Annotated in this window: 19 protein-coding genes; 10 read left to right on the top strand and 9 right to left on the bottom strand. The window is 35.5% G+C overall.

All coding sequences use genetic code 11. The annotated features are described in order from the left end of the window. On the top strand, positions 1-1,275 hold the full coding sequence (locus AC6EJB_RS10815) for an amidohydrolase family protein (RefSeq protein WP_498491504.1): 1,275 nt from the start codon (positions 1-3) through the stop codon (positions 1,273-1,275). Here AC6EJB_RS10815 and lepB read toward each other — a convergent pair. The 5 genes from lepB to AC6EJB_RS10790 form a co-directional block, all read right to left on the bottom strand. Next, positions 1,250-1,942, bottom strand: a complete 693-nt coding sequence (lepB, locus tag AC6EJB_RS10810) for a signal peptidase I (RefSeq protein ID WP_498491503.1) — start codon at positions 1,940-1,942, stop codon at positions 1,250-1,252. The two genes, AC6EJB_RS10815 and lepB, sit on opposite strands and share 26 nt — an antisense overlap. Before the next feature lie 78 nt (positions 1,943-2,020). Next, entirely contained in the window at positions 2,021-2,368 is a 348-nt protein-coding gene (locus AC6EJB_RS10805; protein WP_498491501.1) for a Spx/MgsR family RNA polymerase-binding regulatory protein, read from the bottom strand. 39 nt (positions 2,369-2,407) lie between these two features. Next, a complete protein-coding gene (locus AC6EJB_RS10800) occupies positions 2,408-2,944 on the bottom strand; it encodes an inorganic diphosphatase (protein WP_498491500.1) in 537 nt (178 codons plus the stop codon). Beyond that, on the bottom strand, positions 2,886-3,182 hold the full coding sequence (locus tag AC6EJB_RS10795) for a hypothetical protein (RefSeq protein ID WP_498491499.1): 297 nt from the start codon (positions 3,180-3,182) through the stop codon (positions 2,886-2,888). The genes AC6EJB_RS10800 and AC6EJB_RS10795 overlap by 59 nt, the downstream gene beginning before the upstream one ends. A 101-nt stretch (positions 3,183-3,283) precedes the next feature. Then, the gene (locus AC6EJB_RS10790; protein WP_498491498.1) at positions 3,284-3,745 is read right to left on the bottom strand and encodes a DUF8631 domain-containing protein; all 462 of its coding nucleotides are present in this window, start codon (positions 3,743-3,745) and stop codon (positions 3,284-3,286) included. Positions 3,746-3,920: 175 nt separating this feature from the next. Between AC6EJB_RS10790 and AC6EJB_RS10785 the strand changes: the two genes are divergently transcribed. From AC6EJB_RS10785 to AC6EJB_RS10770, 4 genes are all read left to right on the top strand, one after another. Next, the gene (locus AC6EJB_RS10785) at positions 3,921-5,711 is read left to right on the top strand and encodes a proline--tRNA ligase (protein WP_498491497.1); all 1,791 of its coding nucleotides are present in this window, start codon (positions 3,921-3,923) and stop codon (positions 5,709-5,711) included. 45 nt (positions 5,712-5,756) lie between these two features. After that, positions 5,757-6,191 carry a photosystem II protein Psb27 gene (gene psb27 / locus AC6EJB_RS10780; RefSeq protein WP_498491496.1) on the top strand — a complete coding sequence of 145 codons (435 nt, stop codon included), beginning with the start codon at positions 5,757-5,759 and terminating at the stop codon, positions 6,189-6,191. A gap of 95 nt (positions 6,192-6,286) precedes the next feature. After that, positions 6,287-7,600: an adenylosuccinate synthase gene (locus AC6EJB_RS10775; RefSeq protein ID WP_498491495.1), complete on the top strand. Its 1,314-nt coding sequence runs from the start codon at positions 6,287-6,289 to the stop codon at positions 7,598-7,600. Between the two features lie 40 nt (positions 7,601-7,640). Beyond that, positions 7,641-8,651 (top strand): adenosine kinase, encoded by a 1,011-nt coding sequence (locus AC6EJB_RS10770; protein ID WP_498491494.1) that lies wholly within the window; start codon positions 7,641-7,643, stop codon positions 8,649-8,651. Positions 8,652-8,658: 7 nt separating this feature from the next. On the opposite strand, the gene cutA is transcribed toward AC6EJB_RS10770, so the two are convergent. Further along, positions 8,659-8,982, bottom strand: coding sequence for a divalent-cation tolerance protein CutA (gene cutA, locus AC6EJB_RS10765; RefSeq protein ID WP_498491492.1), 324 nt, complete (start codon positions 8,980-8,982; stop codon positions 8,659-8,661). 15 nt (positions 8,983-8,997) lie between these two features. Next, complete coding sequence (locus tag AC6EJB_RS10760) at positions 8,998-9,807, bottom strand: precorrin-6A/cobalt-precorrin-6A reductase (RefSeq protein WP_498491490.1); 810 nt, start codon at positions 9,805-9,807, stop codon at positions 8,998-9,000. 34 nt (positions 9,808-9,841) lie between these two features. On the opposite strand from AC6EJB_RS10760, the gene AC6EJB_RS10755 reads away from it, so the two are divergent. Beyond that, positions 9,842-10,279 (top strand): single-stranded DNA-binding protein, encoded by a 438-nt coding sequence (locus tag AC6EJB_RS10755; RefSeq protein WP_498491488.1) that lies wholly within the window; start codon positions 9,842-9,844, stop codon positions 10,277-10,279. Positions 10,280-10,283: 4 nt separating this feature from the next. Here AC6EJB_RS10755 and AC6EJB_RS10750 read toward each other — a convergent pair whose 3' ends face one another. Next, positions 10,284-10,475 (bottom strand): DUF8666 family protein, encoded by a 192-nt coding sequence (locus AC6EJB_RS10750; protein ID WP_498491486.1) that lies wholly within the window; start codon positions 10,473-10,475, stop codon positions 10,284-10,286. A 54-nt stretch (positions 10,476-10,529) separates the two neighbouring features. Here AC6EJB_RS10750 and AC6EJB_RS10745 point away from each other — a divergent pair, with 54 nt between their 5' ends. The 3 genes from AC6EJB_RS10745 to AC6EJB_RS10735 are packed head-to-tail and all read left to right on the top strand — an operon-like array spanning position 10,530 to position 13,092. Then, entirely contained in the window at positions 10,530-11,093 is a 564-nt protein-coding gene (locus AC6EJB_RS10745; RefSeq protein ID WP_498491485.1) for a DUF2854 domain-containing protein, read from the top strand. Continuing rightward, positions 11,086-12,000: an acetylglutamate kinase gene (gene argB, locus AC6EJB_RS10740; RefSeq protein WP_498491484.1), complete on the top strand. Its 915-nt coding sequence runs from the start codon at positions 11,086-11,088 to the stop codon at positions 11,998-12,000. The genes AC6EJB_RS10745 and argB overlap by 8 nt, the downstream gene beginning before the upstream one ends. Next, entirely contained in the window at positions 12,001-13,092 is a 1,092-nt protein-coding gene (locus AC6EJB_RS10735) for a DUF3153 domain-containing protein (protein WP_498491483.1), read from the top strand. It abuts the gene before it with no gap. 15 nt (positions 13,093-13,107) lie between these two features. Here the strand turns inward: AC6EJB_RS10735 and priA are convergent, their stop codons facing one another. Continuing rightward, the gene (gene priA / locus AC6EJB_RS10730) at positions 13,108-15,351 is read right to left on the bottom strand and encodes a replication restart helicase PriA (protein ID WP_498491482.1); all 2,244 of its coding nucleotides are present in this window, start codon (positions 15,349-15,351) and stop codon (positions 13,108-13,110) included. Between the two features lie 412 nt (positions 15,352-15,763). Between priA and rpoD the strand changes: the two genes are divergently transcribed. Further along, a complete protein-coding gene (gene rpoD, locus AC6EJB_RS10725) occupies positions 15,764-17,023 on the top strand; it encodes an RNA polymerase sigma factor RpoD (RefSeq protein WP_498491481.1) in 1,260 nt (419 codons plus the stop codon). Positions 17,024-17,149: the final 126 nt, after the last annotated feature.

The raw sequence follows: 17,149 nt of genomic DNA, 5'->3' as shown, positions 1-17,149 counted from the left end.
ATGACTGGCAGTTATTTTTTTGAAGAGATTCAAATTCTTGAAGGGTCTGGATCAAGTTTAAAAAAGGAATCTGTTTTAATTAAAAATGGTGTAATAAAAGCTTTTGGGAAAGAAGCTGTTCAAAATGCAGAACTTCTAGAACTCAAGCCTCAAAGGGCTAAAAAAATGCTTTTAGCACCTTGCCTAGTTGATCCACATTCATTTTTAGAGTCTCCTTTTAGTGGTAAGGAGGAGAATATTTATTCACTTATTAAAAAAGCAACATTAGCTGGATATGGTCAATTGGGAATTTTACCAAGAAGTCATTTATGGCGAGATCAGATTGATTCAATTATTTCTTTAAAAACTATCAAAAGCGAGGTTTTATTACATTTATGGGGAGCTTTTAGTCTGGGTGGTAAAGGTACTGCACTTTCAAAACATGCTGATCTACTACAAAATGGAGCTATAGGGTTAAGTGAAGACGATTGTATACCTCCTATAGAAATTCTTAGACAAGGTTTTTTACTTGGAGAGATGAAGCAATCACCTGTACTATTTGCACCAAGAGATCAATCACTACAAGAAGGAGGAATGTCCAGACAAAGTGTAGAAACCTTAAGAGCAGGTTGGCCTCCAGATCCTATTGAAAGCGAAATTCTTCCTCTTATTCAATTACTTGAGCTACATAAGCAGTACCCGCAGATTAATCTAAAGTTAATGAATATCTCAACTTCTCAAGGTGTTTCAACTTTGAAGGATTCATACTCCAAGCCAATGGCAACTGTAATGTGGTGGCATATAGTATGTGATAGCTCAAATCTTTCTCCATTTGACATTGGATGGAGCGTAACACCCTCATTAGGATCAGAAAAAGATAGAGACGCGCTTATAAAAGGTTTAGAAGATAATGTTTTAACGGCAATATCTGTAAACTCAACTCCGACAGATGATTCAGAGACTAAGCAACCCGCAAACAAAAGGAAAAAAGGTATTAGTGGTTATAATCTAGTTTTACCTTTGCTTTGGGATCAACTAGTTAGGAAGTCAGGATGGAAAGTAGAAAAATTATGGGAAAAAATTAGTTTTGGTCCATCTCAAATCCTAAACCAAACTGAGGAAAAATTAACTCTTGGGAGTAATCGATGGTTGTTATTTGATCCCGAAAAAGAATGGGTTCAATCAGATGATAAAAAGCATTTAACCACCGCAACTAATCAACCTATAAAACACAAGAAAATATATGGGAAAGTCATAGATTGTGGACTTCTTAATCAGGCTTACCAAAACGACTAATAGGCCAAAACCGCCAGGTAGCTTTACCAATGATTTCTTTCTCTGGCAAGAAACCTCCAGCCGGCCAAAAACGACTATCCCAACTATTAGATCGATTATCACCTAAGACGAATACATGCCCTTTAGGGATTGTTACACGGGTGGTACTACATAAATTAAATTCTTTTTTACTTGAACAAAAGTATTCAACATATGGTTCATCGACCGATCTATCATTTAATACAACTGCTCCCTTTTCATTAATAAAAAGACTGTCACCTCCTACCGCTATTACACGTTTGATATAAGCGTCGCAAGCACGATCTCCAAAAGTGGGTATCCATGAAATTAATGGGAAAGTTATTAGAGAACATTTGAATTTAGAAGGTAATTTGTTTTGCCTATTAGCCCTCAATTTCTTATCGAAGGAATATGGTGAATTGAAGACTACTATTTCTCCACGATAAGGAGCTCTTTTGCGAAAAGATAGTTTTTCAATAATTAGTCGATCATTTACTTTCAATCCTGGTAACATCGAGCCAGAAGGGATATATCTAGCTTCTGCTATAAAATGACGAATACCAATATATATAAGGATAGTTACAGAAACAGGTCCCCATGTATCAAAAAAAGATTTCCACCAACGTTTTTTTGTTTTTTTAGTCGAGTTTGATTGATTTTGCTGCACTAGTTTTTCTTAAGTATGTAGTTTACTTTATTTGTAAAGACTACTTTTTTTATGTCAATGTTACTCCTCATGAAAATTTCACAATAATTTTTCAGCCCACTTATCTTCCTTAAATCCAACTAAAAAGCATTTATTAGACTTATGTAAAAAAGGCCTTTTTATTAACCTAGGTTCTTTAAAAAGCTTCTCAAAAAATTCATTATCACTCATTTTTTTAATAACTTCTGAACCAATAGAACGATAGATGACACCACTAGTATTTAAAAGATATTTTCTATCACCGTATAGCTCACTTGATGAGATAAGCATTTCTTTAGATGGAGGACTATCTAAAATATCAATTAATTCAAATACAATTTCATTATTTGTGAGCCACTTAATAGCTTTGCGACAGGTTGCACATGAGGAGTAACTAAATAATTTCAATTTTTTAAAGCATAAGAGAAATAAGTTTATCCAAAAAATTCAAATCAGTTTGTTTTCATCACCATGAGATCGATGTGCCTCAATACAACTTTTCAATAGGTCATCAACTGCATCGTAATCTCTCCATCCATCAATTTCAATTACTCTTCCCTCCAAGCTTTTATAAGTTCTAAAGAATTCAGCAACATCCTCCAATTGATTCTGAGCTATTTGCTTAATAGTATTAATTTCTCTTTGCCTTGGATCAGCAATAGGTACACATAAAAGTTTGCCGTCATAAGCACCTGAATCATGCATATCAAGAACTCCAATGGGTCGTGCCTTTATCAAACAACCTGCAAAAGTAGGTTCTTCCATTACAACCATTGCATCAAGTGGCGCTCCATCCTCAGCCAAAGTATTTGGAATAAATCCATAATCAAATGGATATCTCACTGAAGAATGCAAAACTCTATCAAGAGCCATAATTCCTGCAGAGCTGAAATATTCATATTTATTTCTACTTCCAGCAGGAATCTCAACAACTAGATTTACTAGTCCAGGTGATGGTGAGGGAGGGAGATGACTCAGATCCATTTTGATTTATGGAGGTCGGTAAAATACTTTTTTTTGTTTCAGGTCTTTCAGATATTACAGCTAGCAAAGGTATTCCTAACATCACAAATACTATTGCTAATCCAATTAAAGAAGTTGAGGTACTGTTGAAACTGTAAGGATCCTCATCATCAGAAACTTGTTGATCACTTTCTTTTTTTAAAAAGGGAGGATCAAACTCAACAGATTGATTTTTAATTAAGTGAGGTTCTAAATCCATGCAAGGTTTGGAAAAAACAGACCGTTAGTAGAACGTGAGCAAATCAATTAAAGAATAAAATTCAATAAATAATTAAAGATATTAACTCATTTCAAGAATAACTAAGCAGCATTCCTGTCTGCATCTTTTATACGAGTAGATATGGAGTGATTTGCATCAGATTTTCCCTCTAGATGAATTCTAATAATTCTTAATTCCTCAAGTATTGCATTGAGAGTATTTTGAGTCTCTGATGAAGGAGAATTAAATATTTCAACAGTTACTTCCTTTATTCTTAGAATATCTTTTGCGAATCGGGCAACTTCATTGGGATGAAAAAGTAACTGATCTTTTTGATCACTTCTAAATTCAGTATTTAGTTTTTTTGGATTAAATGGAGGGTTGAGATTCCTAGTATCAGTATTTGTGTATCTGTATACAGAAGCTCTAGATCTGTTAAGGGTTTTTTGAACTTCATCAATAGTTAATAACGAATCACTTGAGTTAGCTACTGCATTGAGTACTTTGTCTGTAGATTCTTCTGATCTTTCATTAATAGATGAATTTACTGACCCGCTAAACATTGCTAAAGAATCTGTCTAAATTAAATATGTGAGCGAAACTAGCAGATCAATCAAATTATCACCAGGTACATTTGAACACTTTATAAAAACAACATGATTCCCGCACAATCAAGGAAGATCTTCTTCTCCCCAACACTCAAAGGACTAGTCTCAGAAAGATTCTCATTTTAGGCCTATGCGCGTCTCTCGCCTAATGCTAATCACTCTTAGAGACGTCCCTGCGGAAGCCGATATAATTTCTCATCAATTGCTTCTAAGAGGGGGTTTTATCAGAAGGTTAAGTGGAGGAATTTATGCTTACATGCCATTACTTTGGAGAGTTTTAAGAAAGATAACCTCAATTGTTGAAGAAGAATTGACAAATAAAGGATGCCTTCAAACTCTTCTCCCTCAACTTCAACCTTCAGAGATATGGGAGAAAAGTGGAAGATGGAAATCTTATACAAAGGGGGAAGGAATTATGTTTAGCTTAAAAGATAGGCAAGGGAAAGAGCTTGGCCTAGGCCCAACTCATGAAGAAGTAATTACTCAAATAATTTCTCAAACCATTCACTCATATAAACAATTACCAATAAATATATTCCAAGTCCAAACAAAATTTAGAGATGAAATTAGACCAAGATTTGGATTGATGAGAAGCAGAGAATTCATTATGAAAGATGCTTACTCTTTTCATGCAAATGAGAATGATCTTGAATCAACTTATTTAGAAATGAAAAATGCCTATACAAATATTTTTACAAAATGTGGGCTAGATTTTGTTTGTGTTGATGCTGATAGTGGAGCGATTGGAGGAGCTGCATCTCAAGAATTCATGGTTACAGCCGAGGCTGGTGAAGATTTAATTTTAATAAGTTCTGATGGTAAATATGGAGCCAATCAAGAAAAGGCAGTTTCAATTATTGCTGATGGAAAGTTATTAGATATTAACAATCCATCCATAATCAAGACGCCCAATCAACAAACCATAGGTGAATTATGTAAATACAACGATTTTCATCCTAGTCAAATCATAAAAGTTATAGCTTACATAGCTACTGCTAACAATAATAAAAAACATCCAGTCCTTGTTAGTATTAGAGGCGATCAAGAAGTAAATGAAGTTAAGCTTTCAAATGAATTATCTCATAAATTAAACCAAAATATATTAGACATTAGAACCATTTCTAATGAAGATTTAAAAAAACAGGGTATCACTAATCTTCCTTTTGGATTTATAGGTCCTGACTTAAGTGATGATTTACTATTAAATTCAAAAGTATGGGAGAAAAATTTCATAAGACTTGCTGATCTTTCCGTAAAAGATATTAAAAGTTTTATATGCGGAAATAATATTAAAGACGAGCATAAAATATTCTATAATTGGGATTTAATTAATACTGAACAGTTCATATGTGATATCAGAAAGGCTAAAGCAGGTGATAGATGTATTCATGATAAAAATCAAAAGCTTCAAGAATGTAGAGGAATTGAAATAGGGCATATTTTCCAGTTAGGTAATAAATATTCCAAATCACTAAATGCTACTTTTACCAACGACAAAGGTATTGAAGAACCATTCCTTATGGGATGTTATGGAATTGGTATTTCCAGATTAGCTCAAGCAGCAGTAGAACAAAATCACGATGATGCAGGTATTATTTGGCCAGCATCAATAGCCCCCTTTGAAGTGATAATTATTATTGCCAATATGAAAAATGATGACCAAAAAAATCTAGCTGAAAGAATCTATAAAAAGTTATCAGAAATCCGAGTTGATGCTCTGCTTGACGATAGAGATGAAAGAGCTGGAATAAAGTTTAAAGATGCAGACCTAATTGGAGTCCCATGGAGAATAGTCGTAGGCAGAGAAGCCAATGCAGGACTAGTTGAATTACATAATAGAAAAACAAAAATCACAGAATCATTAGATGTAACATCAGTTTTCAAGAAACTTTCTAAAGAATTTAATCTCGAAAAAACTTAATTTGAGCCCAAAGGACTCTAGAGTCTCTTTAACTGCTAAAAAAAAATGATCTCTGCCTTTCATCACCTCTCCACCAGGATGGTGAGGGCAGCTTTGGCGATATGCCTTGGCTTCTGCCTAGTATTCTTTCAATTCACTTCTGAAGTGAACGCAGCTAAAACATTTATGACAGGAGATTTTGCCAAAGACACTATTTCGGTCTCTGAAACTCTTAAAGAAACCATAACCTTACCAAAAGAAGATAAAGGGCTTTCAGAAGCAGAAAAAGAAGCTGTTTTCCTTATTAGTGATTACATTTCAAGATATAGAAACCGATCTCAAGTAAATACCTCCACGACCTTTACAACAATGCAAACTGCTTTGAATGCCTTATCAGGTCATTACAAAACTTTCGCAAACAGACCAGTTCCCGAAAATCTCAAAGAGAGATTAAATAAAGAGCTATCTAAAGCAGAGAAATTAGCAGTTAGAGATAATTAAAGATAATCTTTAATTCATTCCTTTGACTCAGGGTATGGCTGTCTGCAATTCTTATTTCTTCTTAAGTAGAGCGGTTTCGAGCCGAATTTTATCCCTTGGCAAACGTTGTAGTCATAGGCGCACAGTGGGGTGATGAAGGTAAAGGCAAAATCACCGATTTGCTCAGTCGCTCCGCAGATGTAGTTGTTCGCTACCAAGGCGGTGTTAATGCTGGACATACAATTGTTGTAGAGGACAAAGTTCTCAAATTGCACTTAATACCCTCTGGGATTTTATATCCAGATACCATTTGTCTTATTGGGTCAGGAACGGTTGTTGATCCAAAAGTTATGATCAAAGAAATAAAAATGCTTAATGATAATGATATTGATATCTCAGGATTAAAACTAGCCTCAACTGCTCATGTAACGATGCCTTATCATCGGCTTCTTGATATGGCAATGGAACAAAAAAGAGGTCTTCAAAAAATAGGTACTACTGGCAGAGGAATTGGTCCAACATATGCTGATAAATCTCAAAGAAATGGTATAAGAATTATTGATCTATTGTGTAGGGAAAAACTTCAAGAGAGATTAAAGGTAGCCTTAGCAGAGAAAAATGGATTGCTACAAAAAATTTATGGAATTGAGCCCTTAATTCTTGATGAGATAATTGATGAATATCTTAATTATGGAAAACAGCTAGAAAAACATATCGTAGATTGTAATAGAACTATTCATCAAGCAGCTAGAAAGAAAAAAAATATTTTGTTTGAAGGGGCTCAAGGAACTCTTTTAGATCTTGATCATGGAACCTACCCCTATGTAACTTCATCCAACCCGGTATCTGGAGGTGCCTGTATTGGAGCAGGAGTGGGGCCTACCCTTATAGATAGAGTTATAGGGGTAGCCAAAGCCTATACAACTAGAGTGGGTGAGGGGCCCTTCCCTACTGAATTACAAGGAAGTATTAATGATCAACTTTGTGATAGAGGAGGTGAATTTGGGACAACTACTGGACGAAGAAGAAGATGTGGCTGGTTTGATGGGGTAATTGGAAAATACGCAGTTGAGGTCAATGGACTTGATTGCCTTGCTATTACTAAATTGGATGTTTTAGATGAACTTGATGAAATTCAAGTATGTGTCGCCTATGAATTGAATGGTAAAAGAATTGATTATTTTCCGAGTAGCGTAGAAGATTTTGAAAAATGCTCACCAATTTTTAAAAAACTACCTGGCTGGAAATGCTCCACAGAAAATTGCAGACGATTAGAAGATCTCCCCCCTTCTGCAATGAGTTACTTGAGATTTCTTGCTGAACTTATGGAAGTTCCTATCGCAATTGTTTCCTTAGGAGCCAATAGAGATCAAACAATTGTTGTTGAGGATCCTATTCATGGTCCAAAAAGAGCTCTTTTGAATTCTTAAAAACGAACAAATTATACTTTATGATTTTTAAATTAACCTCATGATTAAAAATACAAACGACCCTTCTCTAGACATAATAGGCATTGGCAACGCTATTGTAGACGTATTAACAAAAACAGATGATTCTCTTCTAGACAGACTTTCTCTCAACAAAGGTTCAATGACCTTGATTGATGAAAATAAAGCTAATGAACTTTATGAAATGACTACCAACAGAATCCAGAGATCAGGAGGTTCTGTTGCCAATTCATTAGCATGTGTAGCCCAGCTAGGAGGGAAGGCAGCTTTTATAGGAAGAGTCAGGAATGACAACTTAGGTGAAATCTTTACAGACGAGATATCAACAACCGGGACTATTTTCAATACTCCACCATCATCCTATGGGCCATCAACTGCCAGATGTCTAATTTTTGTCACTCCAGATGCTCAGAGAACTATGTGCACTTATCTGGGCGCTTCAGTTCTTTTAGAAGCTAAGGATATCGAGCTATCAGCAGTCAGGGAGGCAAAAATACTTTATTTAGAGGGATACCTATGGGACAACCCAGCAGCTAAAAATGCATTCATTAAAGCTGCAGAAATAGCTAAAAATGCAGGTCGAAAAGTTGCATTATCCCTTTCTGATTCGTTTTGCGTAAATAGACACCGCGAAAGTTTTATAAAGCTAGTTGAAGATCATATAGATATATTATTTGCCAATGAAGATGAAATAACAACTTTGTATAAAACCTCTTCTCTAAACACAGCACTGGAGAAATTGAAACCAAAATGTGAGCTTGCAGCAATTACAATTGGTGAAAAGGGTTCAATTCTAATTTCAAATGGCAAAAAAATTAATGTAGATCCTTTCATTCAGGGAAAGGCTATTGATACCACAGGAGCAGGAGATCTTTATGCTGGTGGTTTTTTAAAAGGGCTTGCAGATGGTCTAAAGCCAGAATTATCTGCAAAGATTGGATCTATTTGTGCGGGACAGATAGTTACACAATTAGGATCTCGATCCAATACTGACCTTGTAAATTTGATCAATTCACATTTAGAGCCCAAATAGTGAGAGCTCAAATAGAATTCATCCATTGAAGGTAATTTTTATTAGTTGAAACGCGAAAATAAATTATTTCTGGTATTTCGTAACTATGACATTCAGCAATCTTATTACAAACGTTATTTACATTTTCCTTCTTACACTTAATCATTAATTGTACTTCCTTCGATTGATTTATATTTCCTTCCCACCAAAAATATGATTCGATATTCTTAAAGGTTACACAAGATATTAATTTCTCCCTCAAGAGTAAATTAGCTAGATTGGATGCATTTTTTTTGTCGACTTCAGTAGTTATAACCAAATAAATTTCTTGATTTAAACCAGATAAAGTCATGATCTTAAATACTTTTTATTCCATACTAATAGATTTTAATTTTTTAATTAAATTTTCATAGCTATCTACTGAATTAATATTTTTACATCCAGAAGGTCTTTCCAACATCCAAAGATTAATTCTCATACTTAAACAAATTTGGTGCCATAAGATTTCATTACTTCCTCCTGACTGCCTACAAATCACACCAGCAATATTCCATTTCCTAACAAGTGCTTTTTCAATTTTTCCATTACTAGAGGCTGAAGGGTTTAATACCGCAAAATTTGCTTTTTGAATTGATGAAGACAGTGTTTTTTTTACACTTTCTGGATTAGCTAAAACTCTTGCATAAACATTTGCCCCTGAATTTCTTGTGAAGAGTAAGGCTTCCTGAAGATGCCTTACTCCTACAGCAAGCAAAATAGATTTATTCTTTAGATCATAATTTCTTAAATCACTAAATTTTTCTATTAAAAATGCATTTGAAATATTATCGATAGCTCTTTCATACCTTATGAACTGTTGATCTAGTTCCTTACAAACTTTTGAGATTGACTGCGTAATTTTCGTGGCAAATGGATGAGTCAAATCAACAACACAATGAAATCCATTTTGATGAATTCTTGCGTTTAATATGACTCCTCGGATATCTTCCTCAGTAATTAAAGCACCAATTAATATTTTCTCTAAATTTAATTTTTCATATGGAATCGAGGCTCTATACGAAACAACACTAACAGTAATTTTCCACCCTTCTTTCAGTAAAGATTCAGCGAAGATATGACCTTCACCTGTTCCTGTTAACAACCAAAGATGTGGCTGGCATTTTTTCCTTTTATCCATCAATATAAACCACAATAACTAAAAAAATAAAAAAATGAACCATTGCATGCTTGAGGTTTTGGTAAAGAAAGCCCCAACAGTTCGTTTTACCCAAGACAATAAAACTCCGCTAGCTGAATTAGAAGTTGAATTCGACAGCCTCCGTGCTGATGCCCCCCCCTGCGCAATTAAGGTAGTTGGTTGGGGGAAATTAGCAGAAGAACTTCAAAACACGGTTCAAATCAATTCTAAATTAGTAATAGAAGGTCGCTTAAGAATGAATACTGTTCCTCGCCAAGATGGAACTAAAGAGAAACAAGCTGAATTTACTCTTTCTCGAATCCACCCGTTTCCCTCTAAAACAGCTGTTTCATCAATACCTTCTCAAGCTCAGTCAAATATAAAAAGTGATTCCGCAAATTCTTTAAATAACGAGGGTGTTAAATGGGACAGCTCACCATTGGTTCCTGATACAGATGACATTCCATTCTGAAAAATCAACCAATTTCTTCAATGTACTCTGTAGCCCTTGTTAAAAGCTGACCTAATTCTCTCTCCAAAGCCGCCAGATCAGGTCTAAATTCAGGCCAGCTACCTTTATCTAATTGTTCAAGAATCCAAGCTCTATCTTTGTTTAATTTTTCAACAAGTTCAGTTAACTCAGAAAATTGTTTTTGGTGTGAGGCCATGAGACTGTCTCCTGAAAAACCCATCTGCCCACGATTTTAGCCAAAATTACATTCATGAATAAACTTCTTTCACCTGCAAGCCTAATCACTATCGGAGGAGCATCCCTTTCTCTAATAGGCCTAACAGCCTATTTCACTGATGCAACAAACCTCAGTGTTCCAACTTTCTTCTATGGAGTACCAATTTTTCTAATAGGTATATCCCTGAAAACGACAGAAGTTCCGCCTGCCCTAAGAGTAGTTCCAGCAACTAAGTTTGCCTCAGAGAGAGATAAAGCTCCTGAGGAGCTAGGAAAACTAGTTAAAGATGTCACTAGATGGCGCTATGGTCAATCTTGCCAACTTGAATCATCTCTAAGAGTATTAAAGCTTTGGGACATAGACAATCCTCCCCAACTTATAGAAGTAGAAGAGTTGGTTAAAGAGGGTAATTATGGAATACGAATGAGATTTGAAATGGCTGCTGTGTCTTTAGAAAGATGGAATGCTCAAAAACAACGTTTAGGAAGATTCTTTGCTAAAGGTTTGTGCGCTGAATTATTTTGTCCCACACCCGGTGCAATAGATTTAATCCTACTACCGCAAAAACAAGAAGAAAAACCACAAGAAAATGAATAAAGAGAACCAACAATTTTCCCACAGTAAAAATTCCAATAAACCCTTTAAGGACAAAGATTCAATAAGAGTTTCAGTCTTAAGTGAGGCTCTTCCTTATATTCAGCGTTTTGCAAATAAAAGAATTGTAATCAAATATGGTGGTTCAGCTATGGTAGATAAAATACTTCAGAATGCAGTATTTAGAGATTTAGCTCTTCTTTCATCTGTTGGCGTACAAATAGTAGTCGTTCATGGTGGGGGCCCAGAAATAAACCAATGGTTAGAAAAATTAGGAATAAAGCCAGTTTTCCTTGATGGGCTACGTATTACTGATACCGAGACCATGGATGTCGTAGAAATGGTTCTTGCTGGAAGAGTAAATAAACAGATTGTAAGTGGAATAAACAATCACGGAAGTTTGGCCGTTGGACTATGTGGAATAGATGGCGGACTTATTGAGGCAAGAACGCTTGGAGGTGGAAGTCATGGTCTTGTTGGAGAAGTTGCAAAAGTAAATATAAAGATTCTAAGCCCTCTCCTCGAAGAAGGTTACGTCCCAGTCATTTCCAGCATAGCCAACTCTTCTGATGGCAGATCACACAATATCAATGCTGATACTGTTGCTGGGGAGCTTGCGGCAGCACTAGGTGCCGAAAAATTAATACTTCTAACAGATACCCCTGGTATTTTAAGGAATGAAAATGATCCTTCTTCCTTAATAGAAAAGATACGTCTATCGGAAGCTAGAGAATTAATTGATAAAGAGATAGTTAAAGCAGGTATGAAACCAAAAGTTGAATGTTGTATTCGTTCGCTTGCCCAGGGTGTGAATGCTGCCCATATAATTGACGGAAGAACTCCTCACGCACTACTTCTAGAAGTTTTCACTGATGCAGGTATTGGAACAATGCTTATGGGTAGAGGTTAAATGTCGAATGTAGCTTCAGCTATAAAAGCTGCTGAGGCGGCCCTTGAAAAAGGTGACTATAAATTTTGCATAAAAACAATTGATCCTTTACTTCTAGATTTTCCAGCAGAGACTGAAATGGGAGGACAACTTAGACTACTTATTGTTACTGCCTACATGGGGAAATGTGATGAACAAAAAGCAATCAATATTTGTCAAACATTAATCCACAATAAAAAGGAGAGCATCCGTCAACAAGCTAAACAGCTCCTATCAATACTTGAAGCTCCACATTTACCAAGGCCGTCAAACTGGTCTGTGGAAATCCCGAAGTTAGAGATGGAGACATCTCTAAAATCACCATTTGCAACAACGAAAAAAAAGAAGAAGAGAATTAATCATCCACCAACTGGTCCCACAAAAAGTCTAGACTTTGGATTTTCAATAATAACATTATTAATTATTTTATTATTAACCTTCCTTTTGAGTGGTTGCGTTGATATATCAACAAACTTGAGTGTTACAGGTCCAGATCGACTAAAGATTTCACTTGACATAGATAGTAATTCTGGTAAATCAATTCCATGGCAGATGGAATTTGAAAACAATCTTATTAAAGAACATAGTATCTTAAGACTTCAAAATCAGGAGGATAAGCAGCATTTTGAATCACCAACTATTCGTTTTGAAGATGCAAATAAATTACTACAACAAATAGCTTCAGCAGCATCAAAGGCTAGCGGATTCAAAATAAACAAACCTGAAATAATTACAAATAACAAAAACTGGATAATTGGTACAAGTCAAAATTATGAGATTTATTTTGATTTGAGAGAAATACCAAAAATTCCTGGATTAAAACTAAACATAGTCATTAATAACATTGGCAATAAAAATAATTTAAAAACCAAACCTCTAGAACCTACTTTAAAAAAAGGTTTAACTTTCTTTCCTCTTGAAATTGGAAAGGTTAATCAACTGGAAATATCAAATTGGGAATGGAACCAAATTTCAGTTGGGATTATCCTGATATTTGCTCTGACTTTGCTGAGCTTATCCCTCCAAAGATTGCGTCTCCAAATGGGCTTCGGTTTTCCTGAATTACCACCATAACGAGAATACATCTACTCATAATTGCAGTGGGTCAGGATCAATAGAAAGACTTACTCCTTTTGGTAAGCCTTTCCATAATTCAGGTCCATAAGGAATTGGAATTTGACTTGATTCAGGTCCGTAAACAAGAAGTTGCCAACGACTTTTACCTGCAACCTTCTCAACTAATGAAGGTGCTGGACCGACCAATTTCCAACCTTTTGCACTGCAAGCATTCCTTATCTTTGATGAGACATGAAATGCTCCTTTAGATGTCAACTCTGAAGATTCTCCTGAGAATCTTAATAAGCAAGCTCGACTATAAGGAACCATTAATGCTTCTTTTCTGGTCTTTTCTTCTTTTTTTAGAAACTCTTCGTAACTCCCATCAATCAAATGAAGGATTACTGGATGATCAGGACAATAAGTTTGCACTACAACCTTTCCAGGTTGCTCACCTCGCCCTGCGCGACCAGCTAATTGCATAAATAGTTGAAGCGTTTCTTCAGTAGCCATTAAATCAGGACGATGCAATAAACCATCTGCTGCTAAAACGACGGCAAGAGTTACTTTTGGTAAATCCATACCCTTAGAGAGCATCTGAGTACCTACTAAAATATCGGCGTCACCATCAGCAAATCTTTCTAGTAACAATCTATGGCCATCACGGCCTCTAGTTGTATCTCGATCAAACCTTAATAAACTTATACCCTCTAGTTCTCTTTCTAAATGATCCATCACTCTTTGTGTTCCAGTTCCAAACGGTTTAAAAGCATTTGAACCACATTCTCCACATTTATCACTAATTTTCGAACGAAAGTCACACCAATGGCAACGCAACCATTGATTACCCTCTTTGGAGCGATGTACAGTTAGGGCAACATCACAATGTGGACATTGAACGACCTCTCCACAACTACGACAACTTAAAAAACTACTATATCCACGTCTAGGAACTAAAATGATAGCTTGATTACCACTCTCTTTTATACTCAAAAGTTGTTTTTTTAGATATCTACTAATTAAGCTTCGATTTCCAATAGCTAACTCTTCTCGCATATCTACAACACTAACCATTGGTAATTTACGATTCGAAATCCTTTGGGTTAATTTCGAAACAACTATATTTCCTTTGGGTTTTATATTTTTCCAAACATTTAAAGATGGAGTTGCTGTTCCAAGTATTACTTTAGCACCTGTTTTTTTTGCTCTATGAATTGCTAAATCTCTTGCATGATAGCAAGGCATAGGGGATTCCTGTTTATAAGAGCTATCGTGTTCTTCATCAAGAACTATCAATCCTAAGTTGGATAATGGTAGAAAAATAGCTGATCGAGTACCAATGAAAATACTAGGTTTTCTAGTATCTAATGATCTCTTCCATGTATCAATTTTCTCTTTATTAGAACAATTACTATGATATTCAAAAACATTTAATCCAAATCTTTTTCTAAAGCGATCAACTAATTGTGGTACTAACCCAATTTCGGGTGTAAGGATAAGACAATGTCTACTTTCAGATAATTCATGCGCTGCAATTTGCAGGTATACCTCCGTTTTACCAGACCCAGTAATCCCCCAAAGCAATAGAGCTGATCCACTTGAAAGAGACTCATATTTTCCTTTTGCTACTTTCTGCTCTAACGTTAAAGGTTGAGGTTTCTCGATCTTGAAAATCTTTTTATCATTAGATTCTTCATCATCAAAAGAGTTAAAAAAGAAAAGACGTTTCTCTCTTTCTCCGCAACCAGTTGAGACAAAGTTTCTAATCAATACAGAAGAAAATCCTTCGGACTCCAAATCCTTTTGCCATTTTCCTCCTCCATTTGATAGAAGATTTTTCTTTAACTCAATCTGTCGAGAAGATATCTTTTCCTCATAATTATTACTAGACAATTTTACCCACCAGAGTTTTTTAGGTCTATTCGATAGTTTCGACCTTCCTAACCAACCAGGCGGTAACGCAGTCTTAAGCATCTGAAAATCACTTACATATAAATCCAGCGCAATTTCTTCTAGCCACTCTCTCCATTCTTTTTTGATAGCCGCTTTTTGAACCAATGTTTCTACATTATTAAGCGAAAAATTATTTAAATTTTGGTGTGCACTAGTTATATTTTTTTTCATCTTGTTAACGACCAACCCTTGCATGAGTTGCCCTTTCAGGCGCACTGTCACAACATCGCCCAAATCAATATCTAAATTTTTTCCATCTTGATAAGAAAAACATCGTCCTTCACGACCCACATGTAACCAAATATCAAATATAAAAAGGTTCATATCTTTTTTAATACTTGCCGACTTTAGAAATTTTTTCTACCATTAGATTGTGAACAGATTTACATCTGTTGTGGAACTTGCAAAATTCCACCCAGAGGGAAGACTAGAAGCTTTTTCAAGAATAGGAAAAATCCAATTCTTAGATAGGCCGGTCTGAGAAATCCCCTGACTTCTTTGCTTACACATTTCCATTCTTCAACAAAACATCCTTCATAATTTCAAGTCCATATTGATGTCATGTGATTTTTCGCAAGATTTATCACGATTAAGGACTATCTCAAATTAGAGTGTTTCTGTTGAATTTTTACAAATTAAATAGTTTTTCCTGAAACATTATCTCTAGGAGATTCCGACCATTTTTTCGGGTAACGACCTGAGTTCTACAACAGACCACAAAACCATTGGGGAAATCATGTTAAAGGAAAAAAAGGCATCTAAAAATATTTCTCTTAATCAGGAAACTAGGAATAATTCCAAAAAAATTAAAAAAACAGCCGCCAATTTAAACGTGACCAAAGAAACCCAAACTCTTCATCAAGAATCTTCAAATGATCTAAAAATTGATTTAGATCTAGAGGCGGATAAATTAATTGCTGAAGCAGATAAAGTAACTGAAACAGATATCGATCTTGATGAAGACGATAATGCCTCAGTGCTATCGAGCGCTCAAGAAGCCGCTGCTAAAGCTTTAGCAAGTATAAAAATAGGACCAAAGGGTGTTTACACAGAAGACTCGATTAGGGTTTATCTCCAAGAAATTGGGCGTATAAGGCTTCTTAGGCCAGATGAAGAAATTGAATTAGCCAGAAAGATAGCTGATCTTCTTCAATTAGAGGAAGAAGCTGCGCAATTTGAAAGTGAGAATGGCCATTTCCCATCAGTGAAAGAATGGGCAGTTCTTGCAGAAATGCCATTAGCACGCTTTCGCAGGCGATTGATGCTTGGTAGGCGAGCAAAAGAAAAAATGGTGCAATCGAATCTTCGGTTAGTAGTTTCAATTGCCAAAAAATATATGAATAGAGGCCTATCTTTTCAAGATCTAATCCAAGAAGGAAGTCTTGGTCTCATTCGTGCAGCTGAAAAATTTGATCATGAAAAAGGATATAAATTCTCAACTTACGCTACCTGGTGGATCAGACAGGCTATTACCAGAGCAATTGCAGATCAAAGCAGAACAATTCGTTTGCCTGTGCATTTATATGAAACAATTTCACGAATCAAGAAAACCACTAAAGTTTTAAGTCAAGAATTTGGAAGGAAACCAACCGAGGAAGAAATTGCTGAAAGTATGGAAATGACGATTGAGAAACTCAGATTCATCGCCAAAAGCGCTCAACTCCCCATCTCTCTTGAGACCCCTATTGGGAAAGAAGAAGATTCTAGACTAGGTGACTTTATTGAAGCAGACATAGAAAATCCTGAACAAGATGTGGCAAAAACCCTATTAAGAGAAGATTTGGAGGGTGTTCTTGCTACATTAAGTCCCAGAGAGAGGGATGTTTTAAGACTTCGTTATGGCTTAGATGATGGAAGAATGAAAACCCTTGAAGAAATTGGACAAATTTTTGATGTAACGAGAGAGAGGATTAGACAAATAGAGGCTAAGGCTCTCAGAAAACTCCGTCATCCAAACAGGAACGGGGTTCTTAAAGAATATATCAAGTTAAATTAAAACAATTAAACGATAACCTTTACTTTTCAAGCAAATACAAATAATTGTTTAGATTACAGATTTCATTTCACATCAACCTTATTAAATTATTTTCCAAGAATTTTAATTTGGTAAGGTTGACTGCTT

The sequence above is a fragment of the Prochlorococcus sp. G4PB17 genome, from assembly GCF_059772445.1.
Note: the sequence above shows the minus strand (reverse complement) of the source record. Positions and strands in the feature narration are given on the sequence as shown.

Bases quoted from the DNA above. Each gene is read 5' to 3' on its own strand.
- priA (WP_498491482.1), bottom strand. From the start codon at position 15,351: ATGAACCTTTTTATATTTGATATTTGGTTACATGTGGGTCGTGAAGGA.
- AC6EJB_RS10755 (WP_498491488.1), top strand. From the start codon at position 9,842: ATGAACCATTGCATGCTTGAGGTTTTGGTAAAGAAAGCCCCAACAGTT.
- AC6EJB_RS10760 (WP_498491490.1), bottom strand. From the start codon at position 9,807: ATGGATAAAAGGAAAAAATGCCAGCCACATCTTTGGTTGTTAACAGGA.
- AC6EJB_RS10785 (WP_498491497.1), top strand. From the start codon at position 3,921: ATGCGCGTCTCTCGCCTAATGCTAATCACTCTTAGAGACGTCCCTGCG.
- AC6EJB_RS10745 (WP_498491485.1), top strand. From the start codon at position 10,530: ATGAATAAACTTCTTTCACCTGCAAGCCTAATCACTATCGGAGGAGCA.
- psb27 (WP_498491496.1), top strand. From the start codon at position 5,757: ATGATCTCTGCCTTTCATCACCTCTCCACCAGGATGGTGAGGGCAGCT.
- AC6EJB_RS10815 (WP_498491504.1), top strand. From the start codon at position 1: ATGACTGGCAGTTATTTTTTTGAAGAGATTCAAATTCTTGAAGGGTCT.
- AC6EJB_RS10770 (WP_498491494.1), top strand. From the start codon at position 7,641: ATGATTAAAAATACAAACGACCCTTCTCTAGACATAATAGGCATTGGC.
- AC6EJB_RS10790 (WP_498491498.1), bottom strand. From the start codon at position 3,745: ATGTTTAGCGGGTCAGTAAATTCATCTATTAATGAAAGATCAGAAGAA.
- AC6EJB_RS10735 (WP_498491483.1), top strand. From the start codon at position 12,001: ATGTCGAATGTAGCTTCAGCTATAAAAGCTGCTGAGGCGGCCCTTGAA.
- argB (WP_498491484.1), top strand. From the start codon at position 11,086: ATGAATAAAGAGAACCAACAATTTTCCCACAGTAAAAATTCCAATAAA.
- AC6EJB_RS10795 (WP_498491499.1), bottom strand. From the start codon at position 3,182: ATGGATTTAGAACCTCACTTAATTAAAAATCAATCTGTTGAGTTTGAT.
- AC6EJB_RS10800 (WP_498491500.1), bottom strand. From the start codon at position 2,944: ATGGATCTGAGTCATCTCCCTCCCTCACCATCACCTGGACTAGTAAAT.
- rpoD (WP_498491481.1), top strand. From the start codon at position 15,764: ATGTTAAAGGAAAAAAAGGCATCTAAAAATATTTCTCTTAATCAGGAA.
- AC6EJB_RS10750 (WP_498491486.1), bottom strand. From the start codon at position 10,475: ATGGCCTCACACCAAAAACAATTTTCTGAGTTAACTGAACTTGTTGAA.
- cutA (WP_498491492.1), bottom strand. From the start codon at position 8,982: ATGACTTTATCTGGTTTAAATCAAGAAATTTATTTGGTTATAACTACT.